Annotated in this window: 25 protein-coding genes; 10 read left to right on the top strand and 15 right to left on the bottom strand. The window is 73.2% G+C overall.

From position 1 onward, the window contains the following. The first annotated feature begins 40 nt into the window (after nt 1–40). Nucleotides 41–901 (top strand): HAMP domain-containing sensor histidine kinase, encoded by an 861-nt coding sequence (locus ABZ860_RS11565; RefSeq protein ID WP_357218423.1) that lies wholly within the window; start codon nt 41–43, stop codon nt 899–901. Between the two features lie 124 nt (nt 902–1025). Beyond that, on the top strand, nt 1026–1667 hold the full coding sequence (locus tag ABZ860_RS11570; RefSeq protein ID WP_357218425.1) for a methyltransferase domain-containing protein: 642 nt from the start codon (nt 1026–1028) through the stop codon (nt 1665–1667). Here the strand turns inward: ABZ860_RS11570 and ABZ860_RS11575 are convergent. From ABZ860_RS11575 to ABZ860_RS11590, 4 genes are all read right to left on the bottom strand, one after another. Beyond that, nucleotides 1655–3259: an acyl-CoA synthetase gene (locus ABZ860_RS11575; protein ID WP_357218786.1), complete on the bottom strand. Its 1605-nt coding sequence runs from the start codon at nt 3257–3259 to the stop codon at nt 1655–1657. The genes ABZ860_RS11570 and ABZ860_RS11575 overlap by 13 nt on opposite strands. A 126-nt stretch (nt 3260–3385) precedes the next feature. After that, nucleotides 3386–5398, bottom strand: coding sequence for a glycosyltransferase family 39 protein (locus ABZ860_RS11580; protein ID WP_357218427.1), 2013 nt, complete (start codon nt 5396–5398; stop codon nt 3386–3388). A 112-nt stretch (nt 5399–5510) separates the two neighbouring features. Further along, a complete protein-coding gene (locus ABZ860_RS11585) occupies nt 5511–5654 on the bottom strand; it encodes a hypothetical protein (RefSeq protein WP_357218430.1) in 144 nt (47 codons plus the stop codon). 104 nt (nt 5655–5758) lie between these two features. Next, on the bottom strand, nt 5759–6631 hold the full coding sequence (locus ABZ860_RS11590) for a LysR family transcriptional regulator (RefSeq protein WP_357218433.1): 873 nt from the start codon (nt 6629–6631) through the stop codon (nt 5759–5761). 116 nt (nt 6632–6747) lie between these two features. On the opposite strand from ABZ860_RS11590, the gene ABZ860_RS11595 reads away from it, so the two are divergent. Next, entirely contained in the window at nt 6748–7611 is an 864-nt protein-coding gene (locus ABZ860_RS11595) for an aldo/keto reductase (protein WP_357218436.1), read from the top strand. A gap of 25 nt (nt 7612–7636) precedes the next feature. On the opposite strand, the gene ABZ860_RS11600 is transcribed toward ABZ860_RS11595, so the two are convergent. Continuing rightward, complete coding sequence (locus tag ABZ860_RS11600) at nt 7637–8506, bottom strand: hypothetical protein (protein WP_357218439.1); 870 nt, start codon at nt 8504–8506, stop codon at nt 7637–7639. Nucleotides 8507–8619: 113 nt separating this feature from the next. Next, nucleotides 8620–8997: a VOC family protein gene (locus ABZ860_RS11605; RefSeq protein WP_357218441.1), complete on the bottom strand. Its 378-nt coding sequence runs from the start codon at nt 8995–8997 to the stop codon at nt 8620–8622. Between the two features lie 120 nt (nt 8998–9117). Between ABZ860_RS11605 and ABZ860_RS11610 the strand changes: the two genes are divergently transcribed. Then, a complete protein-coding gene (locus ABZ860_RS11610; RefSeq protein WP_357218444.1) occupies nt 9118–9942 on the top strand; it encodes an SAM-dependent methyltransferase in 825 nt (274 codons plus the stop codon). A gap of 44 nt (nt 9943–9986) precedes the next feature. Here ABZ860_RS11610 and ABZ860_RS11615 read toward each other — a convergent pair whose 3' ends face one another. From ABZ860_RS11615 to ABZ860_RS11650, 8 genes are all read right to left on the bottom strand, one after another. After that, nucleotides 9987–10790 carry an ABC transporter permease gene (locus ABZ860_RS11615; protein ID WP_357218447.1) on the bottom strand — a complete coding sequence of 268 codons (804 nt, stop codon included), beginning with the start codon at nt 10788–10790 and terminating at the stop codon, nt 9987–9989. Then, nucleotides 10787–11761 (bottom strand): ATP-binding cassette domain-containing protein, encoded by a 975-nt coding sequence (locus ABZ860_RS11620; RefSeq protein ID WP_357218449.1) that lies wholly within the window; start codon nt 11759–11761, stop codon nt 10787–10789. The genes ABZ860_RS11615 and ABZ860_RS11620 overlap by 4 nt, the downstream gene beginning before the upstream one ends. Nucleotides 11762–11788: 27 nt before the next feature. After that, the gene (locus ABZ860_RS11625; RefSeq protein WP_357218451.1) at nt 11789–12634 is read right to left on the bottom strand and encodes a DUF4097 family beta strand repeat-containing protein; all 846 of its coding nucleotides are present in this window, start codon (nt 12632–12634) and stop codon (nt 11789–11791) included. A gap of 90 nt (nt 12635–12724) precedes the next feature. Then, nucleotides 12725–13294 carry a toxin-antitoxin system HicB family antitoxin gene (locus tag ABZ860_RS11630; RefSeq protein WP_357218453.1) on the bottom strand — a complete coding sequence of 190 codons (570 nt, stop codon included), beginning with the start codon at nt 13292–13294 and terminating at the stop codon, nt 12725–12727. 82 nt (nt 13295–13376) lie between these two features. Beyond that, the gene (locus ABZ860_RS11635; protein ID WP_357218456.1) at nt 13377–14015 is read right to left on the bottom strand and encodes a helix-turn-helix domain-containing protein; all 639 of its coding nucleotides are present in this window, start codon (nt 14013–14015) and stop codon (nt 13377–13379) included. 17 nt (nt 14016–14032) lie between these two features. Then, entirely contained in the window at nt 14033–15649 is a 1617-nt protein-coding gene (locus ABZ860_RS11640) for an MFS transporter (protein WP_357218459.1), read from the bottom strand. A 36-nt stretch (nt 15650–15685) separates the two neighbouring features. Next, complete coding sequence (locus ABZ860_RS11645) at nt 15686–16639, bottom strand: ATP-dependent DNA ligase (protein WP_357218462.1); 954 nt, start codon at nt 16637–16639, stop codon at nt 15686–15688. Nucleotides 16640–16671: 32 nt separating this feature from the next. Beyond that, nucleotides 16672–17289, bottom strand: a complete 618-nt coding sequence (locus ABZ860_RS11650; protein ID WP_357218465.1) for a TetR/AcrR family transcriptional regulator — start codon at nt 17287–17289, stop codon at nt 16672–16674. An 87-nt stretch (nt 17290–17376) separates the two neighbouring features. On the opposite strand from ABZ860_RS11650, the gene ABZ860_RS11655 reads away from it, so the two are divergent. From ABZ860_RS11655 to ABZ860_RS11675, 5 genes are all read left to right on the top strand, one after another. After that, complete coding sequence (locus ABZ860_RS11655; RefSeq protein WP_357218467.1) at nt 17377–19533, top strand: MMPL family transporter; 2157 nt, start codon at nt 17377–17379, stop codon at nt 19531–19533. A 24-nt stretch (nt 19534–19557) separates the two neighbouring features. Beyond that, complete coding sequence (locus ABZ860_RS11660; RefSeq protein ID WP_357218470.1) at nt 19558–20370, top strand: methyltransferase domain-containing protein; 813 nt, start codon at nt 19558–19560, stop codon at nt 20368–20370. A 101-nt stretch (nt 20371–20471) separates the two neighbouring features. Continuing rightward, nucleotides 20472–21185 (top strand): hypothetical protein, encoded by a 714-nt coding sequence (locus tag ABZ860_RS11665; protein ID WP_357218472.1) that lies wholly within the window; start codon nt 20472–20474, stop codon nt 21183–21185. 1 nt (nt 21186) lies between these two features. Further along, a complete protein-coding gene (locus tag ABZ860_RS11670) occupies nt 21187–22323 on the top strand; it encodes a CapA family protein (RefSeq protein ID WP_357218474.1) in 1137 nt (378 codons plus the stop codon). 12 nt (nt 22324–22335) lie between these two features. Next, the gene (locus tag ABZ860_RS11675; RefSeq protein WP_357218476.1) at nt 22336–22941 is read left to right on the top strand and encodes a CBS domain-containing protein; all 606 of its coding nucleotides are present in this window, start codon (nt 22336–22338) and stop codon (nt 22939–22941) included. On the opposite strand, the gene ABZ860_RS11680 is transcribed toward ABZ860_RS11675, so the two are convergent. Then, nucleotides 22938–23390: a MarR family transcriptional regulator gene (locus tag ABZ860_RS11680; protein WP_357218478.1), complete on the bottom strand. Its 453-nt coding sequence runs from the start codon at nt 23388–23390 to the stop codon at nt 22938–22940. The two genes, ABZ860_RS11675 and ABZ860_RS11680, sit on opposite strands and share 4 nt — an antisense overlap. Nucleotides 23391–23486: 96 nt before the next feature. On the opposite strand from ABZ860_RS11680, the gene ABZ860_RS11685 reads away from it, so the two are divergent. Beyond that, on the top strand, nt 23487–24257 hold the full coding sequence (locus ABZ860_RS11685; RefSeq protein WP_357218480.1) for a pirin family protein: 771 nt from the start codon (nt 23487–23489) through the stop codon (nt 24255–24257). Nucleotides 24258–24264 lie beyond the last annotated feature (7 nt).

Raw genomic sequence — 24264 nt, forward strand, 5'->3', positions numbered from 1 at the left:
CGGGGCGGCGCCTACGGGTGACGTCGTCGTATGGAGGCGCTTGTGGAACTGGCTGGTGCCGGCCGCCCTGGTGGCCGGCACGGTCGTGGTCCATCGGCTGCTGCACCGTCTGGGCGTCATCTCCGGCGATCTCGCCGACATCAACGTCAGGGACGAGTACGCCCAGATAGTCCGGCGGCGGGACCCAACGCAGGTGGACCAGTTGGTCGGCAACATCAACGTCAGCCTGGACATGCTGGAACGCGAGCGCCGGTTCGCCTCCACCGTCGCGCACGAGATCCGCTCTCCACTGGCCGGGATACGGGTCACGGTGGAGGAGGCGCTCTCCCATCCGGGGGAGCCCGGTCGCCGTCCGCTTCACGACGTGCTCCGCGGGGTCGATCGACTGGAAGCGCTGGCGAACGACCTGTTGCTGATCGCCCGCAGCCGCTTCGTACAGGTGCAATGGGAACGGCTCGACCTGTGCGAGCTGGTCAGGCAGGAAGTCGCCGACCGAGCCGACCCCATCCCTGTGTCGGTGGCGTGCGTTCCCGGCGTGCCGGTCGAGGTCATCCGCACCCAGATGTGTGAGGTCCTGACCAACCTGCTGGACAACGCCCAGCGGCACGCCAGGCACCACGTCCACGTCGAGGTCGGCCGCAAGGGCCGCGTCGCGCGGCTGACGGTGTCGGATGACGGCCCGGGCGTTCCGGAGGAGGAAAGGGAGCGGATATTCGAGCGGCTGGTCCGGCTCAAGGGTCCTCCTGGCCAGGACGACGCCGGCGCGGGGCTCGGCCTGGCCATCACCCGGGAGATCGTCAAAGCGCACCACGGAGCCGTGTGGGTGCAGACCTCCGGCAGCGGCGGGGCATGCTTCGTCGTCGAGCTGCCCCTCGCGGGCTTCACGAGACGTGTGACCTGAGGCACCGCGGGCGCGTCCCGGGTGCGCCGCCGGGTTCCGGCGCGGCTGAGGGGGCATCACTCGGGGTGAGCGGGCCGCGGTGGGGGACGGCGCCGCTCGCCGTCTGAACGTGAGCGTGGTGGACGTGAGCGCAGCCGCCTGTCCCGAAGACCTCGTCCGGGCCGTCCGGGCGGTGGGCGTGCGTGACGAGCGCCTGCTCCAGGCCGTGCGCTCGACCCCGCGTGCCGGGTTCGTCCCCGCGGAACACATCGCCCACGCCTACGAGGACGTGCCGATCCCCATCGCGCACGGGCAGGTGACCACCCAGCCGTCGCTGTCGGCCACGATGATCGAGGGGCTGGGGCTCACCGGCCGGGAGCACGTGCTGGAGGTCGGCAGCGGCCTCGGATACCAGACCGCGCTGCTCGCCCGCACGGCCGCCGACGTGGTCAGCGTCGAGTTGTGGCCCGACCTCGTACGCGGAGCGCGCCGCAACCTCGCCCGGCAGGGCATCCGCAACGCGGAGGTGCTCGTCGGCGACGGCGGCCGGGGGGTGCCCGAGCACGCCCCCTACGACGCCGTCATCGTCTCGGCCGCCTTTCCCACGGTCCCCGCGCCGCTGGTCGAGCAGTTGCGGCTCGGCGGACGCCTGGTGCAGCCCATCGGCACGGGCGGCCGGGAGGAGGTCGTGCTGTTCGAGCGCACCGTCATCGGCCTCGAACCGCGCCAGGTCCTCACGCTGGCCCGCTTCGTCCGCCTCCACGGCCGCTACGGCTACCCCTCCTGACGTCCCGGAAGCCGCACGCCGGGGATGCGGTCGGCGAGGGCGGCGTGGCGGTCGCGGAGCTCGCGCTTGAGGATCTTGCCGCTCGGGTTCTTCGGCAGCGCGTCCACGAACGCGACGGCCTTGGGCACCTTGAACGGAGCCAGCCGCGCCCGGACGTGGGCCCGCAGCTCCTCCTCGGTGACGGTCACGCCCGGCTTGGTGACCACGATCGCGACGACCGCCTCGATCCAGCTCGGGTGGCGGACCCCGACGACGGCCACCTCCGCGACCGCCGGGTGCTCGTAGACGACCTCCTCGACCTCGCGGCTGGCGACGTTCTCCCCACCGGTCTTGATCATGTCCTTGATCCGGTCGACGACCGTGAGGTAGCCCTCCTCGTCCATCACTCCGAGGTCGCCCGAGTGGAACCAGCCGCCCCGGAACGCCTCGGCGGTCTTCTCGGGGTCGTCCAGGTAGCCGAGGATCGCGTGCGGGCTGCGGTGCACGATCTCGCCGATCTCCCCGCGAGGGACGTCGTTCCCGTCGGCGTCCACGACCCGGGTCTCGACGTTCAGGGCGGCCTGGCCGGCCGAGCCCGCCTTGCGGATCTGGTCCTCCGGCTGGAGCATCACCGCGACCGGCGCCATCTCGGTCTGGCCGTAGAAGTTCCACAGGCGCACGTCCGGCAGCCGCTCGGCGATCTCCCTCAGCACCTCGACCGGCATGATCGCCGCGCCGTAGTAGCCCTTGCGGAGCGAGGACAGGTCGCGCCGGTCGAAGTCCGGGTGGCGCAGCAGCGAGATCCACACCGTGGGCGGCGCGAAGAACTTGGTCACCCCGTGGCGCTCGATCGCCTCCAGCACGGCGGCGGGGTCGGCCCCGGGGAGGATGTGGCTGGAGGCGCCGAGCTGGATGTCCGGCACCAGGAAGCAGTGCTGCTGGGCGCAGTGGAACAGCGGCATCGCGTGCAGTTCGACGTCGTCGCGGGTCATGCCGCCGTCGATGACGCAGCTCGCGTACTGGGCGATCAGCGCGGCGTGCGACAGCACGGCGCCCTTCGGGCGTGACTCCGTGCCCGAGGTGTAGAGGATCTGCGCGGGGTCGTCGGGCCCGATCGGCACGACCGGCTCGGCCGCGTCCTCCTGCAGCAGCGAGTCGAACGGCTCCCAGCCCTCCTCGGGCGCCGGGCCGTACACCATGCGCAGCCGCAGCCCGTCGGCCTGCTTGGCCGCGTCCCGCGCCACCGGCAGCAGGGCGTCCTGCGCGATCAGCGCGACCGCGCCGGAGTGGGACAGGACGTAGGCGATCTCGTCGGCGCCGAGCATGAAGTTGACCGGCACGAGGACGGCCCCGGCGCGGGCCACGCCGAAGATGGTCCGCACGTAGTCCACGCTGTTGCGCGACAGCACCGCCACGCGGTCCCCGGGACGCACGCCCCGGGCGGCCAGCGCGCCCGCCACCCGCGTCACGTCCTCGTCGAGCTCCGCGTACGTACGGGAGCGGGCCGCGTCCGCCACGGCCAGACGGCCGGGGTGCCGCCGGGCGGAGCGCCTGAGCAGGTCCGCGAGCGACTGGCGGCGGGCGAGGGCGACATCCGGCGAGGCGGGGGACATGGGCGGCTCCAGCACCTGAACAGAGGAAACTTCTGGATCAGCCTAGTGAGAACCGGTCGCCTTGGGGAGAGCCCGCGGGATCGCGGTGTGCCAGGCGGCGGGATGCGTGGTGACCGGCGAGCACGGTCAGGCGGCCGTCGCCGCAGTGGCCGCGGCGGTGAGGTCGAAGACCGTGACGCCGTCCACGGTCCGCGGTTCGAAGGTCTCCCGCACCCACGCGGCGATCCGGGTGGCCTCGTCGCCGCCGGTCGCCGGGCCGCGGCCCATGCCCATGCCCGTGCCGATGAAGTAGTGGATCCGTCCCTCGGCGACGTACTGCCGGAACCGCGCCAGCGTGGGCGCGGGGTCGGTGCCGTTGAAGCCGCCGACGGCCATGACGGGCTCCTCGGTGGCCAGCTGATATCCGGCGGCGTTGTTGGAGCCGACGGTCGCCGCGACCCAGGTGTAGCGCCCCGCGCCGGCGGACAGCAGCGCGGTGAGCGCGGCGCCGGGCGTCGCCGCGTTCAGCAGCCCGCCACCCGCACCACCACCCGGGCCGCCGCCCGGGCCGCCACCTCCGGGGCCGCCCATGCCCCGCCCGCCGCCGAACCCGCCGGGGAGTGCGCCCTGACCGGGCCGGCCGGGAAACGCGCCGCGCGGGCCGCCGTCGAAGCCGCCCCGCCCGAAGGCCCCGCGCGCGCCGGAACCGCCGGGGCCGCCGGAGGCGCTCGGGCCCGCCGACGGGATGGCGCCCGTGTGCGGGGTCGCCGCCGTCTCCAGGGCGTACGCCGCGGGGCCGGCCAGGCAGGCCGCGAGCCCGGCGGCGGCGGCCGTGGCGAGCAGCCGCACGCGCGCCCGCCGCAGGGCGAGGATCGCCACGGCGGCGACCGCGCCGGCGGCCGGGACCGCCGGCGCCGGCCAGGGAAACCGGCCGGAGGCGCGCGACAGCAGCACCGACGCCCACCAGGCGGTCACCACCACCGTCGCCGCGAGCGTGACGACGGCGCCGGGGCGGTGCCTGCGCTCCCAGAGCAGGGCCGCGCCCATGCCCACGAGCGCGGCGACGGGCGGGGCCAGCGCGACCGTGTAGTAGGCGTGGAAGATCCCCTGCATCAGGCTGAAGATCAGGCCGGTGACCAGCAGCCAGCCGCCCCACAGGCCGAGGGCGGCCCGGGCCGGGTCGGTGCGCGGCGCGCGGCGCAGCAGCCACAGCCCGGCCACCAGCAGGATGAGCGCGGCGGGCAGCAGCCAGGAGATCTGCCCGCCCGCCTCGGTGTCGAACAGGCGTAGCGGTCCGGCCTGCTGGTTGGTGTTGCCGAGCCCGCCGGCCTCGTCGCCGTTCAGCCGGCCGAGGCCGTTGTAACCGAGCGCCAGCTCCAGCACGCTGTCGTCCTGCGACCCTCCGATGTACGGCCGGGAGCCCGAGGGAATCGCCGCGACGATCGCCGGCCACCATCCGGCCGACACGAGAACGGCCGGCCCCGCGAGGGCGAGCTGACCGATCCGCCGGCGCAGGCCCGCCGGAGCCGCGACGAGGTAGACGAGGGCGAAGCCCGGCAGCACGAGGAACGCCTGCAGCATCTTGGCCAGGAATCCGGTGCCGACGCAGAGCCCGGCGAGGACGAGCCAGCGGGTGTCCGCCCGCTCCTGCGCCCGCACCAGGCAGTACGCCGCCAGCGTGAGCAGCAGCACCAGCAGCGCGTCGGGGTTGTTGAACCGGAACATCAGCACGGCCACCGGGGTCAGCGCCATGACCGCGCCCGCCAGCAGCGCCGCCCAGACGGGGAAGTGGCGGCGGACGGTGGCGTACAGCACGCCCACGGCGGCCGTGCCCATCAGTGCCTGGGGGACCAGGATGCTCCAGGAGTTCAGCCCGAAGATCCGCACGCTGAGGGCCATCGGCCACAGCGCGGCGGGCGTCTTGTCCACGGTGATGGCGCCGGCCGCGTCGGAGGCGCCGAAGAAGAAGGCCGACCAGCTCGCGCTGCCCGCCTGGACGGCCGCCGAGTAGAAGGAGTTGGCCCAGCCGGAGGCGCCGAGGCCCCAGACGTACAGCACCGCCGTGGCGGCGAGCAGCACGGCCGGGGCGAGCCGGGCGGGCGCCCGGCGGGGTGCGGCTCCCACGGCCGGCCCGGGCGGGCGGAGTGTGTCAACGGTCACCGGGATCGTCCTTCGCGTCGTGTCGTCGTCTCACGACGCTAGGAAGCGCGTCTCGGCCTCCGCTGAGATCTCCATGAGGATCTGATGAAGCCGCCCGGGATGCCGGTGGGGCTCAGCTGCTTTCGGGCTCGCCCTCGTCCACCCGGTAGGTCGTCTCCCACGAGGCGCCGCAGTGGCAACTGCTCCGCTCAAGCAGCTGTCCGTCCTCGGTGACGGCGTAACCGTCGTTGAGGCGGACGTGGACGTGCACGCTCATAGGAGTCGCCTTCGTGGTCGTCGGCTGTTCGGCGGCCCTGGGGCCGAACCCCGAAAGCCTTACGAGGTGTTATATACCAACTTGGGTGGTTTTTGACTAGAAAGTCATTGAATGGCCTGGTGGATCTCGTCGAGCAGCGCCGCCGCGGCGGCGCCGCCGGGTGCCCCGCTCACCGTCACGGTCTCCCACATCGGCACGGGGTCGGCGAGCTCCAGGAAGCGCACGCGAGCGGTCTTCGCCGAGAACGATCGCGGGACCAGGGCGACGCCGAGGCCGTTCCCCACGAGATCGAGCAGGGAGTGGACGTCGGTGACCTCCAGGGCCACGTGCCGGTCGACGCCGGCGGCGGCGAGCGCCTCGTCGGCCCGCGTCCGGGTGCCCCAGTCCGGCGGGAAGTCCACGAACCGCTCGCCCCGCAGCGCCTCCAGCCTCACCCTGGCGAGCGCGGCCAGCGGGTGTCCCGGCGCGCAGGCCAGCACCAGCGGCTCGGCCGCGAGAGGGGCCATCACGACGTCGTCGGGTTCGCGCGCCGGGCGGGACACCAGGGCGAGATCGAGGCGGCCCTCGCGCACCTGCTCGACCAGCTCGCCCGAGCCGCCGTGGCGCAGCCGGATGTCGAGGCCGGGATGGGCGGCCACGAACCCGGCGAGCACGGTCGGCAGGTGCACCGCGTGCAGGCACTGCAGCGAGCCGATGGACAGCGATCCGCGCAGCAGGCCCTGGACGGCGGCCACGGCGTCACGGGCCGCGTCGCTCGCCGCGAGCGCCCGCCTGGCCTCCGCCAGCAACGCCCGGCCCTCGGGCGTGAGCCGCACCTGCCGGGTGTTGCGGCGGAACAGGTCGGCGCCCAGCTCACGTTCGAGCGCGCGGATGGACGCCGACAGGCCGGACTGCGCGATGTGCAGCCGCTCGGCCGCCCGGGTGAAGTGGCTCTCCTCGGCCACCGCCACGAAGTACCTGAGCTGCCGCAGCTCCACCGTTCATCACCCACGCTGCTCAATGCGATCGAAATCTTCTGTTGGACGGCTTAATGCCGGATTCGCAGGATAGGACACAGAACTCTGATCTGTGTCCTTCGAAGGGGGATCTTCTTATGCGGACTCGCCGCATCGGCGACGTGCAGGTCGGCGCGATCGGTCTCGGGGCCATGCCGATGTCCATCGAGGGGCGGCCCGACGAGCAGCGCTCGATCGCGACCATCCACGCGGCACTGGACGCCGGGGTGACGCTCATCGACACGGCCGACGCCTACCACCTGCACGCGGACGAGGTGGGCCACAACGAGACGCTGATCGCCAAGGCTCTGGCGAGCTACGACGGGGACACCTCGGACGTGCTGGTCGCCACCAAGGGCGGGCACCTGCGCCCGGGCGACGGCTCGTGGACGCTCAACGGCTCGCCCGACTACCTCAAGCAGGCGTGCGACGCCTCGCTCAAGCGGCTGGGCGTCGACGCGATCGGCCTCTACCAGTTCCACCGGCCCGACCCGCGGGTGCCGTACGAGGACTCGGTCGGGGCGATCCGCGACCTGCTGGACGCGGGCAAGATCCGCTACGCCGGCATCTCGAACGCCGACCCCGAGCAGATCCGCCAGGCCAACGACATCCTCGGCGGCCGTCTGGTCGGCGTGCAGAACCAGTTCTCCCCGGCCTTCCGTTCCAGCGAGCCGGAGCTGGAGCTGTGCGCGGAGCTCGGCATCGCGTTCCTGCCGTGGAGCCCGCTCGGCGGCATCTCCAGGGCGGGCGAGCTGGGCTCGCGCTTCGCGCCGTTCGCGGAGGTGGCGCGGGCCCACAACGTGAGCCCGCAGCAGGTGTGCCTGGCCTGGATGCTGGCCAAGGCGCCGGTGGTGATCCCGATCCCCGGCTCGTCGCGGCCGGAGACGATCCTCGACTCGGTGAAGGCGGCAGACCTGGAGCTGACGCCCGAGGAGCTCGGCCGGCTCGACGCTGCGGGCTGAGGCTGCCTCACTCGTCCGGACCGGCTCACTCGTCCGCCCACTGACGGTGTCGGGCCGCCGCGGCCAGCGCGGCGGCCCGCGCCGTCTCGGTCGGCGTGAACGGCAGGCCTGGCCGCCGCGCCACCAGCACGCCGCCGGCGGGCACGGGAACGGCCATCACGGTCGGTTCTCCCTCGGGAGCGGGCTCGCCGGGGCCACACCTGCTGATGTCCGCCGTGCGCAGCAACTCGGTCATGGCCGCGACCAGCTCGCCCGGGTCGTCGCGCACGCGCTGACCCAGCAGCAGCGCCTGGATGCCGGGGTCGATGAGGTCCCTGACCTGGGCGGGGACGATGACGGCGTCCGCCCCGCCGGCCCGGTCGACCGCGCGCCACAGGTCGAGGGGCGTCAGCGAGGCCGGGGCCTCGACGATGAACTCGTCCAGGGCGTCGCAGCCCCCCGGCATCATCGACGCGCTCCCGGCGGGCGCGATCTGCAGGGCGAGGATGTTGCAGCGCAGCCGGGCGAACGCCCCGGCGAGCGCGGCGAGGCGGCCGGGGCGCTCGGCGACCCTGGCCCGCACCCGCCACAGGCTCGTGGGCTGCTCCGCCCTCACCCGGGCGCGCAGCCGTACGCCTCCCGAGGCCGACAGCCGCCGGTGCACGGCCGAGCCGAGGATCAGCGCCAGGCCGAGGCCGACGAGGACCACCGGGCCAGGGTCCCGGTGGCCGAGCAAGGTGGTGAGCACGTGGGCGAGGCCGACGGCGAGGAAGAGCGCGGCCAGCTCCGCGATCTCCCGCCGCCAGGACCGGACGCCATGGTCCCGGTGATGCGGGTCCCGGTGATGCGGGTCACGGGGATGCGGGCCGGGAGACGCGTGCCCGCCCCCGCCGGCGGCATTTCTCGGTTCGCTCATATCCCGGAAGTCTGACCAGACGTTGTTACGCGATCACCGTCCGTGGAATGTCGCCCGCATTAATCCGCTTTCACACGCCCGTCGTCCTCGCCGCCAGATCATCAGCGCGCCGGTCAGTCCGTCCTGACCCACAGACAAAAGGGATGCCCCGCCGGATCGAGGTAGACCCGCACGTCGTCCTGCGGCTGGTGGCCGGCGAGGGTCGCGCCCGCCTCGGCGGCGTGGGCCCCGGCCGCGTCGAGGTCGTCCACCTCGATGTCCAGGTGGAGCATCATCCGCTGCGTGCCGGGTGCCGCGGGCCACACGGGCCGCTCGTACAGCTTCTCGGTCTGGAACGACAGGCCCGTGCCGCCTCCGGGCGGGCGCAACGTCACCCATCCGGGTTCGTCGTCGTCGATCGGCCAGCCCAGCAGCCGCTGGTAGAAGACCGCCAGTTCGCGGGCGTCGGGTGCGTCGAGCACCGCCGCCGTCAGGGTCATGCGCGGCGTCATGAGTCCTCCTGTGAGATCGTCACCGTGCCGCTGCCCGGTTGCCCCGAGATGAATCCCAGGGGATGATCTTCAAGGTCATGGAATCCGTGGGAGCGATCCCATCGGCGAGGAGCGGACGCATTGGACGACTTCGGACAGGCACCGGCGGGCATCGATCCCACCGTCCCCAGCGTCGCCCGGATGTATGACTACTACCTGGGCGGCAAGGACAACTTCCCGGCCGACCGGGAGGCCGCGGAGAAGATGCTCGCCATCGGCCGCCAGATGGGCAACGACGGGCGGGAGATCGCCCGGGAGAACCGCGGCTTCCTCGGCCGGGCCGTACGGCACCTGGCCGAGTCGGGCGTCACCCAGTTCGTCGACATCGGCGCCGGGCTGCCCACGCAGGAGAACGTCCACCAGGTCGCGCAGCGGCACGCCCCGGGGGCGCGGGTCGTGTACGTGGACAACGACCCCGTCGTCCTCGTCCACGCGCGGGCGCTGCTGGCCGACAATCCGGACACCATGGTCATGAGCGGTGACCTGCGCGATCCCGACGCCATCTTCGACGACCCGGCGGTGCGGGCCCACATCGACTTCACCCGGCCGTTCGCCGTGCTCATGGTCGCGGTGCTGCACTTCGTCCCGGAGGACGAGGTCGCCGACCGGATCGCGGCGAGCGTCCGCGAACGGCTGGTCCCGGGCGGGCACCTGGTGCTGTCGCACATCCACAAGGGCGACGTCCAGGAAGAGGTGGTCGAGGCGAGCAAGCAGGTCTACTCGGCCACCTCCTCCGGCGGGCTCGCGGGCCGGCCGCTGGCGCGGATCGCGTCCTACTTCGACGGGCTGGAGATGCTGGAGCCGGGCCTGGTCCCCGTGCAGGCGTGGCGGCCCGACGTCCCCTGGGAGGTGCCGGCCGACACGAGCCGGTCCGGCATCGTGGGAGCCGTCGGCCGCAAGCACTGATCATGCCCGGGCCCGGGCCCGTCGCCGGCTGGGGCGCGCGCGGGTCAGGCGCTGACCGCCTTCTTGTACAGGCGGGTCGCCAGCGGGATGAACACGACCAGGATGACGGCGATCCAGAGCAGCGACGCCGGGACGGCGTGCTGCAGGGGCCAGGCGTCCGAGGTCTTCATGGCGGTGCTGGTGTTGCCGAAGAGCTCCCGTGCGGCCTGGGTGATGGTGGAGACGGGGTTCCACTCGGCGACGACGCGCAGGGGCGTGGGCAGTTCGGAGCTGTCGAGGAAGGCGTTGGAGACGAACATCAGCGGGAAGGAGACCGTGGTGGCGATGTTGTTGAAGCTTTCCGGGGTGCGCAGGGCCAGCGCGACGGCCGCGGTGAACCAGGAGAACGCGTAGGCGAACAGCAGCAGCAGCCCGAAGCCGAGGACGGCCTCGGAGGGCGAGGTGTGCACCCGCCAGCCGACGATCAGCCCCATCGCCGCCATGACGACCAGGCTGGCGAGGTTCATCAGCAGGTCGCTGACGGTCTGGCCGATCAGCACCGCGGACGGGGCCATCGGCAGCGAGCGGAACCGGTCGAAGATCCCCTTCTGCAGGTCGAGGGTCAGGGTGTAGCCGGTGATCTGCGCGCTCATGAGCACGGCCTGGACGAAGATGCCGGGGAGCAGGAACTCCCGATACGACATCCCCGGGATGTCGATGACGCTGCCGAAGACGTAGGCGAACATCAGCACGAACACGATCGGGAACATGATCGCGGAGCCGAGCAGGTCCGGCGAGCGCCTGATCTTGAGGGTGTTGCGCCTGGCGATCGTCCAGCCGTCGGCGAGGGGCATGGTGAGCGCGTTCATCGGGTGGCCTCCCGGGCCTGGGGGTCGGTGCCGGACGCCTGGTGTCCGGTCAGGGTGAGGTAGACGTCGTCGAGGGTGGGCCGCCGCAGGCCGGCGTCCCGCACCCGGACCCCGGCGTCGGCGAGCATGCCGAGGACCTGGCGGAGCGCCTCGGGGCCGTCGCTGACCGGGGCGGTGATCTGGAGCGAGTCCGGCACGGTCCGCACGGCGCCGACGGCGAACGGGGCGAGGGTCTGCCGGGCGGTCTCCAGCTCGGCGGCGTCGGTCACGGTCAGTTCGACGCGGTTGCCGCCGACCTGGTCCTTGAGCTCGTCGGCGGTGCCGCGGGCGATGGCGCGGCCGTGGTCGACCACCATGATCTGGTCGGCGAGGTGGTCGGCCTCCTCCATGTACTGGGTGGTGAGCAGCAGCGTGCTTCCGGCCGCGACGAGCTCCGAGATGGTCTCCCACAGCGCGGCGCGGGCGCGGGGGTCCAGGCCCGTGGTGGGTTCGTCCAGGAACAGCACCGGAGGGTCGGCGACCAGGGCGCCCGCCAGGTCGATGCGGCGGCGCATGCCGCCGGAGTAGCCCTTCACCGGACGGTCCGCGGCGTCGGTGAGGTCGAAGCGTTCGAGCAGCTCACGGGCGCGGGCCTTGCTGCGCCTGGCGCCCAGGTGGTAGAGCCGCCCGATCATCTCCAGGTTCTCGGCGCCGGTGAGGTGCTCGTCGACGGCGGCGTACTGGCCGGACAGCCCGATGGACGAGCGCAGCCGCCGGGCGTCGCCGACGACGTCGCATCCGGCGACGGTGGCGCGGCCGCCGTCGGGGCGCAGGAGCGTGGTCAGGACCCGCACCGTCGTGGTCTTGCCGGCGCCGTTCGGGCCGAGCAGGGCGAGCACCGTCCCGTGCGGGACGGAGAAGCTCAGCCCGTCCAGAGCGGTCACCTCGCCGTATCTCTTGACCAGTCCTTCGGCTGTGATCGCGTCGCTCATGGGGGTCTCCTTGCTGGTGTTCGGGGGTCAGGACCGGTGGATGTCGACGTCGCCCCAGTTGGTGTTCACGTGCACCTCGACGACCGTGTCGGTGGGCTCGGGGCCTTCGGCGGCGTCGAGGGCGTTGCGCACCACGCCGTTCTTGGAGTGCAGGTCCAGCCAGGCGGCCGTGCCCTCGGCGATGCCGACGCCGACCTTGCCGTAGCCGGTCTCCAGGTGGAGGGTGCCGCTCACCGCCGCGTGGATCCGGATCCCGCCGTGCGCGGTCCTGGCGGTGAGGTCGGCCAGCACGCGGTCGACGACGATGTCGCCGTGGGCGGTCTTCAGCTGCAGGTCACCGGTCGCCTCGCCGAGGGTGATGGCGCCGGTGGAGGTTTTCAGCGTGCCGGGGCCGTCGACGGTTCCGATCCGGATCGCCCCGGTGGAGGTGGTCGCCTCGGCGGGGCCGGTCACCCGGTCGACGGAGACGTCGCCGTAGGACACCTTGACCTCCAGGGGGCCGGTCTCCTCCAGGCGCAGGTCGCCGTACGAGCTGTGCAGGACGGTCTGGCCGAGCGGGCCGGTGGCGATGAGGTCGGCGGCGCCCTGGGTCTCGACGCGGGAGCCGGCCGGCAGTTCGAGGGTCACCTCGATGGAGCCGCGCCAGGGCAGCAGGTATCTCAGGGCCTTGGGCTTGGGGTCCTTGATCAGCAGCCGTCCGCCGGAGAACTCGACGATCGTCCGCTCGGCGGCCTGCACGCTCGCCTCGCTGGACGGGTCGCTGGGGCGCACCTCCACCACGGTGTCGGCACGGTCGCTCGCGTGGACGCGGACCTGGCCGAGGTAGATCTGGATGTCGGCGGTGATCGGGTCGGGGGTGTCGAAAGCAGGCATGGCGGAGCCCTCCTCACGGGTCCGGTGGAACATCCCGGCCTCGGGGCCGGGCGAAGAGCGGTGACGGGTGATGAGACCGGGCGGGCGCGGCTAGCGCACCCAGCCCGTGTAGCTGCGCCCGCTGCGGGGCTGCTGCGGCCGGTCGGCGGGACCACTCCCGGCGCCCGGCTCGAACGCGGCGGAGACGGCGCGGACCAGCCAGGCGTTGACCGAGATCCCCTGCCGGGCGGCCGCCTCCTCCACGCGCACCTTGAGGTGCTCCGGCAGCCGCAGGGTCACCCGCGCGGTGCCGCTTTCCTCCCCGGACGGAGACCCGGACAGAGACCCGGACAGGGGCCCGGCGGGAGGGACGGCCTCCGCCGCGGCCGGCGGCGTGGTCTCCGCCCCGCCCATCGCGCCTCCAGAAGACGGCCCCGGTTGCGGTGGCGTCACCACGAACGCCGGGTCGCCGCCGCGTAGCCGCACGTCCACAGAACCCGGTGCGAGATCACGGGTGATCTCGTCCGCCGCCGCCGACAGCGCCTCCAGCAGGGTGAGCCTGGTGGCCGATTCGAGGGCGCCGGTGAGGCGCTCGGCCAGTGCGCGGGCGTCCGGGCCCCCCGCCTCGGCGGCGACGGCGAGCTGACGGCGAAGGTTCTCGACATACGGCAGCAGGTCCATGCCCCTACTATGACGTCACTTTGACGTCAGGTCAATCAAGAATGACGTCATGTGGCATCGCGATGATGTCATGGGGCAGGGGTCAGCGCAGGGCGCGGGTAAGCACGTCGAGGGTGATCTCGATGATCTCTTCGGGGTCCGCGTCCGCGGGCTCCCGGTCGTGTGCCGCCCCGTCGGATGGCACGTCGGGTGGCGCGTCGGGTGGCATGAGGCGGCGGGCTCCCGCCCGCAGCACGCCCCAGCCCAGCTCGGCCCGCAGCTCCGGATGGTCGGTCCCGGTCTCGCGCAGCGCGTCGGCGAGCGGGGCGATCAGCGCGCCGTGCAGCTCGTCCACCCGGACCCGGCACTCGCCCGGCAGCCCGACCGCCTGCAGCGCCGGGATCAGCGCGTAGTCGGGGCTGCCGACGAAGTCGAGCGCGGCCTTGCCGTACACGCGGATCCTGGCGGGCAGCGAGCCGTCCGGGCCGGCGGGGGCGATGGCGGCGCGCAGGCGGGCCGACCAGCGGGGGAAGGCGTCCTCCACGAGCTGGGCCAGGATGTCGGCGGTGGAGGCGAAGTAGCGGTAGACGCTGGAGCGGGCCAGGCCGATCCGGGCGCCGACGGCGGCCGGGGTGAGCGCGTGCACGCCCTCTGCGGCCAGGATCTCCCGCGCCGCCTCCAGCAGGGCGGCGTGCTGGTTGGCCCGGTGATCCGCGACGGTCGCCGCGCTGATCCTCGGCATTACCCCCTCCAGGGTCGCTACATGTCCAGGTCGCGACCTCCAGTATCCGGCCCGCCCGCCGCGACCGGCTCCGGCGGCTCGTCCTCGACGACCGGTGTGCGGGGAAGCAGGAGGGTGACGCCGACGCCGGCCAGCAGTGTCAGCGCCGTGATGAACGTGACCCTGCGGGTCGCCTCGGCGGCCGCCTCGACCGCCGCCGCGTGGATCACCGGGTCGCGGAGCGCGGGGATGGCGGCGCCGGCGCTCTCCTCGACCGCGCGCGCCGCGCTCGTGCGCACCTGCTCGGGCCGGTCGGCGAGCCCGCGCTCGACGGCCGAGCCGAGCCCGGCCACCAGCACCCCGCCCAGGATGGCGACTCCGAGCGCCGCGCCGAGCTGGCGGACCGTGCTCTGGAGCGCGGACGCGCCGCCGGACAGACGCGCGGGCACGTCGGCCATGAGGACGCCGGTGAGCTGCGCGGTGGCGAAGCCGATGCCCGCGCCGTAGAGGAGCAGCCACGGCACGGGCCGCCAGGCGCCCATGTCCGGCGCGAGGGACAGGCCGATGCCGGCCGCGCCGACGGCCTCCAAGCCCAGGCCGATCCGCACGATGGTCCGCGGCGACAGCGTCTTCGACAGCGGGGGGACCAGCCCGCCCGCGAGGAAGGTGCCGAGGGCCAGCGCGGCGATGACGAGGCCGGCCCGGAAGGCGGTGTAGCCGAGCGCGGACTGGAGGAAGAGCGGCAGCACGAGGATCAGGCCGAACTCGCCGAGCGCCACGATCACCGCCGCCATCGCGCCGTAACGGAAGCTCGGCAGCTCGAACAGCGTCAGGTCGACGAGCACGGGCCGGCCGGCGCGCTCGCGCCGCCGTTCGCGTACGACGAGGGCGATCAGCGCGAGGACGCCGACACCGAAGGCGAACGGCACGGGGGAGACGCTCTCGAACCGCAGGCCGAACAGGTCGGCGGTCCGCCGCGGCTCCAGCCAGCCGTACTTCTGGCCTTCGATCAGGGCGAAGACGACGCCGGTCGTGCCGAGCACGGCGAGGACGAGCCCGGCCAGGTCGCCGCCCGCCGTGTGGCCGTCCCGAGACTCTGGCACGCGCAGCGAGCCGAGCAGCAGCAACGCGCCGATGGGCAGGTTGATCCAGAACGCGGCCCGCCAGCCGTGCTCGGTGACCAGCCAGCCTCCCGCCAGCGGGCCGACGGCGGCCATGCCGCCGATGATGGAGCCCCAGACCGCGAAGGCGATCACCCGCCGGCGGCCCGCGTAGACGCGGTTGATGATCGCGAGGGTCATCGGGACGGCCATCGCCGCCCCCACGCCCTGCACGGCTCGTACGCCGATGAGCATGGGCCCGTTCACCGACGCCGCCGCCAGCACGCTGGCCAGCAGGAAGACCGCGACACCCAGGGCGAACAGGCGGCGCCTGCCATACCGGTCACCGGCCCGGCCGAAGGGGATGAGCAGCGCCGCGAACATCAGCGAGTAGATGGAGTTGACCCACTCCACGTCGGTGGCGCCGAGGCCCAGGTCGGAGATGATCGCGGGCACCGCCACGTTCACGATCGTGGCGTCGATGACGACCATCGACACGCCCGTCGCGAGCACGACGAGGGGGATCCAGCTCTGGCGCGATGTTGGCGACGGCATGTCGCGAACTATAGCAACATGCTGTCGCCAACTTGCTCACGACGTGGCGCGGCGGGCGCGGGCGCGGCGCTTGCCCTCGTGCATCGCCTGGACGCGGGCGACCGGGATCGTGTGGCCTTCCTCGATCAGGTCGCGGGGGAGCCGCTGGGGCTCCGGCATGAGCGCGGCCCACGGGTCGCCGTCCCGCAGCAGCTCCGCCGCCGTGTGGACGGTGAAGTCGCCGGGGGTGACCCGGTCCAGGTCCTCCCAGGCCACCGGGAACGACACGGGGACGCCGGGCCGTACACGCGGGCTGTAGGCCGCCACCACGGTCGCCCCGCCGGACCGGGTCGAGTCGATGAACACCCTGTCACCGCGGTCCTCCCTGATGAACGCCGTCGTGGCGAGGGCGGGGTCGAGGCGCTCGGCGCGTACGCCGAGCGCGCGGGTGGCCGCGGCGACGTCCTCCGTCGTGTGCGCCTCCAGCGGCACGAACACGTGCAGGCCCTTGGCGCCGCTGGTCTTCACCGCCCCCGACAGGCCGGCGTCGGCCAGCGCCCGGCCGACCAGGCGGGCGGCGGCGACGCCCTGCGGGAACGCCTCGGCCGACGGCGGGTCGATGTCGAGCACGAGATGGGTGGGGCGGTCCCAGTCCCCTGCGAGGACGAGGGCGGGGTGGTACTCGACCGCCCTCTGGTTGGCGAGCCACAGCAGGGTGCGTCGGTCGTCGCACAGGGCGTACGACACCCGCCGCTGGGACGACTCGGCCCAGAGGGTGACCGTCCGCACGAAGTCCGGGGCGTAGGAGGGCACGTTCTTCTGCATGAACGGCGCCTGGCCCTGCCGCACCCGCACCACGGACAGCGGCCGGTCGCGCAGCACCGGGATGACGCGGTCGCGGACCGCGTCCAGATAGTCGACCAGGTCGCGCTTGGTCGCGCCCGCGCCGTCGAACAGCGGCTGGTCGAGGTTGGTCAGTGTGACTCCGTCGCGCGCCTCATCGCTGGTCATCGCATCACCATGCCCGCGCTCGGGCCGGGGAATCAACCGTCCAGCGGGGCCAGGTAGCCGCGCAGCACCTTCTTCAGCTCGCGCACCTCGGCCTCCCGCTCCTCCTCGGTCGCCGCGACCACGACCGGCGTCATCGCCTGGAAGATCTGCACGAGCACGCGCGCGCTGCGGGTCCGCTCCGGCGCGGACAGGCGGGGAGCCCGTACGGCGAGGATCGCCTCGACCCGGCCGAGCAGCGCCGACTGGATCGGCCCGGCCGCCGTCGCGAGGCCCGGCGGCATGTCCGGGCGGGCGAACAGCGCCTTGAACCCCGGGTTGGCGACGTTGAACGCCACCAGGGGATCGACGACCCGGTCGATCAGGTCGTCCAGGTCCATGGCGGCCAGGTCGGCCGGGGCGAACGCCTCCCCGTGCGCCTCGCGCATCTGGGCGGTGAACCGGTCGGCGAGCGCCTGCGCGACGGCCTCCTTGCTGCGGAAGAACTGGTAGAGCGACCCGGGGGAGATCCCGGCCGCCGCCGCGACGGCGTTCGTGGTGGTCTTCTCGTAGCCCTGCTCGGCGAACACCGCCGCCGCCGCGTCGAGGATCTCGCTCATCCGCCGCTCGCCGCGCGCCTGCCGCCGCCGGGGCCGCGCCTCCTCGCTCTCCATGGCACCCCTCATTGCGAATACGAGTGATTGCTCGTATTCTCTCGCCTCAAACACGAATGATCGCTCGTAAAACTATCAGGGGGGCTCGTGCCGGCCGGAATCGTCGTACGCAGAGCGGGGTGGGTCGTCGTGGTGAGCGTGTTGATCACGCTCGTCGCCGGGGTCGTGGGCGCCGGGACCATCGGCGCGCTGTCCCTCAACAGGTTCGAGGCGCCGGGCTCGGAGTCGGCGCGGGCGCGCGACGACCTCGCCCGGCTGTTCCGCACCGGCAGCCCCAACGTGGCGCTGCTGGTCACCGCCCGCCGGGGGACGGTCGACAGCGGCCCCGTCCAGGCCGCCGGGCGGGCGTTGACCCGGGAGCTCGCGGCCTATCCCGGCGTCGGCGACGCCTGGTCGTACTGGACGACAGACGCGCCCGCGACGCTGCGCTCCGGCGACGGGCGGCAGGCGATGGTGCTCGCCTGGGTGCCCGGCGACGCCGACAGGGTGCGTCGCGCCGTGCTGCCGGCCCTGACCCCGCGGTTCACCCGGAGCGACGCCGTGATCGACGTCCGGGCAGGGGGCTCGGACGAGGTCTTCCGCGCCGTCATGGAACAGGCCCGGCAGGACTTCGTCCGGGCCGAGCTGGTCGTGCTGCCGATGGTCCTGCTGCTGCTGTGGCTGGTGTACCGGCGGATCGCGGCGGCCCTGGTCACCCTCGGCGTCGGGATCTTCGCGGTGGCCGGGTCGCTGGCGCTGCTGCGCGGCGTCGTGCTCCTCACCGAGGTCTCGACGTTCGCCTCGAACATCGCCCTGGTCATGGGCGTCGGGCTCGGGGTCGACTACGGGCTGTTCGTGATCTTCCGGTTCCGCGAGGAGCTGCGGCGCGGCCTGCCGGTGCCCGAGGCCGTGACGCGGACCGTCCGCACCGCCGGGCGCACGGTGCTGTTCAGCGGGGTCACCGTCGCCGCCTCGCTGTCGGTGCTGTTCGCCTTCCCCTTCCCGTTCCTGCGCTCCTTCGCGTACGCGGGGGTCGCGGTCGTGGTCGCCGCGGTGATCGGCGCGACCGTCGTGCTCCCGGCCGCGCTGGTCCTGCTGGGTCACGCGGTCGCCCGTGCCGGCTCCGCCCGGGGCGAGCGCCGAGGGTTCTGGCACGGTCTCGCCCTGCGCGTGGTGCGCCGTCCGCTGGCGTTCGGCGGGGCGGCGCTGGCGGTCGTGCTGCTGCTCGGGTCGCCCTTCCTCGGCGTCCGCTTCGGGCTGCCCGACGACCGGGTGCTGCCGTCGTCGGCGCCCGTGCGGCAGATGTACGACCAGATCAGAGCCGGCTTCTCGCAGGAGGAGGCAGACGCGGTCCACGTGGTCGCGCCGGAAGGGAACGCCGCCCAGGCGGGGCCGTACGCCGCCGCGCTGTCGCGAATCGAGGGGGTCGTGCGGGTGGACTCGGCCGCCGGGTCCTACGCGGCCGGCCGGCCGGTCCCCGGGCCCGCGGATGCGCGTTTCGCCGCCGCGCGCGGCACCTGGCTGTCGGTGGTGGCGGCGAGCGACCGTCTCGACGCCGACGCGCCCGGGCTGGTGCGCCGGGTGCGGGCCGTCCCCGCGCCCTTCGCGGTGGAGGTGGGCGGCTACCCCGCCGAGCTGACCGACTACCGGGACGGGGTGACCGCACGCCTGCCGCTGATCGGCCTGCTGATCGTGCTGGTCACGTTCGCGGTGCTCTTCGTCATGACCGGCAGCGTCGTGGCGCCGCTGAAGGCGTCGGCGCTCAACCTGCTGAGCCTGTCGGTGATGTTCGGTGCGCTGGTGTTCGTCTTCCAAGACGGCCATCTGTCCGGGCTGCTCGGCTTCACGCCGACCGGGTCCATCGAGCCGAGCATCCCCATCCTGATGTTCTGCGTGGCCTACGGGCTGTCGATGGACTACGAGGTCTTCCTGCTCGCGCGCATCAAAGAGGAGTGGGACCGGACGGGCGACGCCGTGGCGTCCGTGCCCGCGGGCATCGCCCGCAGCGCGCCGCTGGTCACCGCGGCCGCCGCCATCCTGGCCGCCTCGTTCGCGGCGTACGCCACGGGACGGGTGGTGTTCCTGCAGCAGCTCGGCGTCGGGATGGCGCTCACGGTCGCCGTCGACGCGACGCTGATCCGCGGCGTGCTCGTGCCGGCGCTGATGCGGCTGGCGGGTCCGGCCAACTGGTGGGCCCCGGCGCCGCTGCGCCGCCTGCATCGGCGACTTGGCGTCTCTGAATATGAGACGTTATTGCTCAAATAACGAGACGCATGGAAGAGTATCCGCATGGCACAAGAAACGGCCGTCTACACCCACGGCTTTCACGAGTCCGTCCTGCGCTCCCACCGCTGGCGTACGGCCGCCAACTCGGCGGCGTACCTGCTGGGCGCGCTGAAACCCCACATGCGGATCCTGGACGTCGGCTGCGGTCCGGGCACGATCACCGCGGACCTGGCAGAACTGGTGCCGCAGGGCGAGGTGATCGGGCTCGACACCGGGCCCGGCATCCTGGAGCAGGCGCGTCGCGAGGCGGAGGGGCGCGGCCTGGGCAACGTGAGCTTCACGACCGGCGACGTGCACGCGCTCGACTACCCCGACGCCTCCTTCTGCGTGGTGCACGCCCACCAGGTGATCCAGCACGTCGGCGACCCGGTGGGCGCGCTGCGCGAGATGCGGCGGGTGACCAAGCCGGGCGGGATCGTCGCGGTGCGCGACTCCGACTACGCCGGCTTCGTGTGGTATCCGCAGATTCCGGCTCTGGACGACTGGCTGGACCTCTATCGCAAGGTGGCCCGCGCCAACGGCGGCGAGCCCGACGCCGGGCGCCGCCTGCGCGCCTGGGCCAGGGAGGCCGGGTTCGCCGACGTCACCTCGTCGTCGTCCACCTGGTGCTACGCGACCCCGGAGGAGCGGGACTGGTGGGGCGGGCTGTGGGCCGACCGCACGGTCCAGTCCTCCTACGCGGACCGGGCGATCGAGGCCGGCCACGCCACGCAGGACGACCTGCGGCGAATCGCCGACGGCTGGCGGGAGTGGGCCGCGAGCGAGGACGCCTGGTTCAGCGTCCTGCACGGCGAGATCCTCTGCCGCGTGCCCTGACCCGTGCCCTGACCCGTGCCCTGACCCGTGCCCTGACCGTGCTTCGTCCGGCGCCTGACGCCGCCCGATGACGGCGGGCGGCCAGGGGGGAGGATGGAGATGTGACGTCCAGGACGCGGAGCCGTACGGCGGCGGACAGGGACCTGACCCGCCTGCCGGACCGCGCGTGCCGTCTCGTCGAGGCCCTGGGCGGCCGGTTCTCCCGGGAGATGGGCATCGACGTCGACCGGGGGGACCGCGAGGTCGAGCGGTGGCTGCTCGCGGCGACGCTGTTCGGCGCCCGGATCTCCGCCGCGATCGCCGTACGGACCTACCGGGCGATGGCCGAGGCGGGGGTGCGGGGGCTCTCCGACGTCGAAGGCCGCACCTGGGAGGAGCTGGTCGAGATCCTCGACCGCGGCGGATACGCCCGTTACGACTACCGCACGGCGACCCGGCTGCTCCGCCTGGCGGAGGCGGTGGGCGGCGAGGTCGGCGCGCTGCGCGGGAGCGGCCTCGACGAGACCCGCGCCGCGCTCGACGCGCTGCCCGGCTGGGGCCCGGTGACGGTCGCGCTGTTCCTGCGCGAGCTGCGCGGCGTCTGGCCGGGGGTGGACCCGCCGCCGGACGACCGGGCGGTGGAAGCCGGGCGGCACGCCGGGCTGCTCGGCGGGGGACACCACCCCCTCGACCGGCTGCGGGAGATCGCCGGCGAGGCGGGGCTGGACGTGCGCGACCTCGAAGCCGCCCTCGTCCGCCTCTGGCTGCGCCACCACAAGGACTTCCCTCGCTGTCCGGGCGGCGCCCGTTGTGCGGTGTTGACCGAGGAGGGGTGAGATGCGGTCGGCGGCGGGGGATCCGGTGACGCTGTTCCTGTGCGGCGACGTCATGCTGGGCCGAGGCGTCGACCAGATCCTCCCGCACCCCGGCGATCCCGCGCTCGAGGAGCCGTGCCTCCGGGACGCCCGCGCGTACGTCGAGCTGGCGGAGGAGGCGAACGGCCCGATCCCGCGGCCGGCCGGCTACTCCTGGCCGTGGGGCGACGCCCTGGAGGTGCTGGACGAGGTCGCCCCCGACGTGCGCGTGCTGAACCTGGAGACGAGCGTCACCCGCAGCCGCGACTTCGCGCCGGGCAAGCAAGTGCACTACCGGATGAACCCGGCCAACCTCCCCGCTCTGGCCGTGGCCCGGCCCGACGTGTGCGTGCTGGCCAACAACCACGTGCTCGACTTCGGCGTACGCGGCCTCACGGAGACGCTGGACGCGCTGGGGGAGGCGGGACTCGACCAGGCGGGCGCGGGACGGGACGAGGACGAGGCGTGGCGGCCCGCGGTCGTGGCGCTCCCGGGCGGCGGGCGGGTGCTGGTGTTCGCGGTCGCCATGCCGTCCAGCGGCGTCCCCGGCGGATGGGCGGCGCGCCGCGACCGGCCCGGAGTGGCCTTCCTGCCGGAGGCGTCCCGCGACGCCGCCGCGGAGACGGTCCACCGTGTCCGGGAGACCAGACGGCCGGGGGACATCGTGGTCGTCTCCCTCCATTGGGGTTCCAACTGGGGCTACGAGGTCGAGGACGACCAGGTCGAGTTCGCGCACGCGCTGGTCGACGGCGGCGTCGATCTCGTCCACGGCCACTCCTCCCACCATCCCCGTCCTCTGGAGGTGTACCGGGACCGGCTGATCCTCTACGGCTGCGGGGACTTCGTCGACGACTACGAGGGCATCACCGGTTACGAGGAGTTCCGCGACGACCTGCGGCTGCTGTACTTCGTCACCGTCGAGGCGACGGCCGAGGCGGGGTCGGGGCGGCTGCTGGAGCTGCGGATGGCGCCGATGCGGGCCGTGCGGATGCGGTTGCGGCAGGCCTGCGGCGAGGACCGCGAGTGGCTGCGGACGACGCTCGACGAGATCAGCCGAGAGTTCGGCGCGCGGGTCGCACCGGCGCCCGGCGGCACGCTCGCCCTCGCGCCGGCCGCGTAGGAGGTGGTCACGATGCTGGTCCGCGAGATCATGACGACGCCGGTGGTGACGGTCCGGCGCACGGCGACGATCAAGCAGGCCGCCCGCCTGCTGTACGAGCAGGACATCACGGCCGCGCCGGTGGTCGACGCGGCCGGGCGGATGGTCGGCATCGTCAGCGAGATGGACCTGCTGCGCGGCGAGTTCGGGGCCAACCCCCGGGCCTTCCTGCGGCCCGAGGCCCTGCCCACCGGCAGGCCGTCCGCGCTCGTCGAGGAGGTCATGACGCCGCGCGTCGCCACCGTCGGGGACGGCGCCGACACCATGGACCTGGTCGAGCTGATGATCACGACGGGGGTGAAGAGCGTCCCCGTCCTGCGCGACGACGAGCTCGTGGGGATCGTCAGCCGCCGCGACCTGATGGGCCTGCTCGCCCAGGGAGACGAGCGGATCCGCGAGGACGTGCTCGCGGCGCTGCGCGACTGCGCCGACACGGCGTCCTTCGGCGCGGCCGTGCGGGACGGCGTCGTCGAACTGTACGGCCCCGGCGACGAGCGGTCGGCCCGCATCGCCGAGCTGGTCGCCAGGACCGTCCCCGGCGTGGCCGACGTCGTCTTCCCCGAGGGACTGGTCAGCTAGCCGAGCCGGTCGAGCACGTCTGTGGAGAGCCGTTCGAGCGCGGCGACCTGCTCGCGGGTGAGGCCGTCGAAGAACAGGCGGCGCACGGTCTCCACGTGCCCGGGGGCCGCGGCGGTGATGGCCCGGCGGCCCTCCTCTGTGATCACGACGTACGCGCCGCGGCCGTCGTCCGCGCACTCCTCCCGGCTGACCAGCCCCCGGCGCTGCATCCGGGTCAGGTGGTGGGACAGCCGGCTCTGCTCCCACTGGAGGTCGCGCTGCAGCTCGTAGGGCCGCAGCCGCCCTTCCTGCCTGTCGGTGAGGTGCACGAGGACCTCGTAGTCCGCCAGGGACAGACCCGAGTCCGCCTGCAGCTGCCGGTTGAGCCGGGCCGTCAGGCGGCCCTGCATGCGCAGGTACGCTCGCCAGGCGCGCTGCTCGTCCGCGTCGAGCCACCGAGGGCTGTTCATGGTCCCCAGGCTAGCGGGAATCAATGACTCGTCATGTATGTTGTGGGGCACCAGTAGATGACGCATCATCTACATGGCGATGAGGAAAGGGCACCCATGACCACGACCAGGCTGACCCCTCGTGTGAACATCCGCCGGGCGGCCGAGCGCTTCGCCACCCGCATCTCCTGGCTGGATTCCAAGCACTCGTTCTCGTTCGGCGGCCACTACGACCCCGACAACACCCACCACGGGCTGCTGCTGGTCAACAACGACGACGTCGTCCACCCGGGCACCGGCTTCGAGACGCACCCGCACCGCGACATGGAGATCGTCACCTGGGTGCTCCAGGGCTCGCTGGTCCACCAGGACTCCGAGGGCCACTCCGGCGTCATCTACCCGGGCCTGGCCCAGCGCATGAGCGCCGGCACCGGCATCCTGCACTCGGAGAAGAACGACTCCTGGCGGCTGACCGGCGGCGACACGCACGACAAGCCGGTGCACTTCGTCCAGATGTGGGTGGTCCCCGACGAGCCCGGCATCACCCCCGGCTACGAGCAGCTGGAGATCGAGAACGACCTGCTGGCCGGCGGCCTGGTGCCGGTCGCGAGCGGCATGGACAAGCACGCCGGCGAGGCGGCCATCCGCATCAAGAACCGGTACGCCGCGCTGTACGCCGCCCGTCTCCAGCCGGGCGAGAGCGTGGAGCTGCCCGAGGCGCCGTTCCTGCACCTGTTCGTACCCCGGGGGACCGTCACCCTGGAGGGTGCGGGCACTCTGGAGACCGGCGACGCCGTGCGGTTCACCGCCACCGGCGGGCAGAAGGTCACCGCGACGGAGCCCGCCGAGATCCTCGTGTGGGAGATGCACGCGACGATCGCCGCCTGACGACGAT

Origin of the sequence: Microbispora sp. NPDC046973, assembly GCF_040644495.1 — a bacterium.
In the GTDB taxonomy this organism is placed as follows: domain Bacteria; phylum Actinomycetota; class Actinomycetes; order Streptosporangiales; family Streptosporangiaceae; genus Microbispora.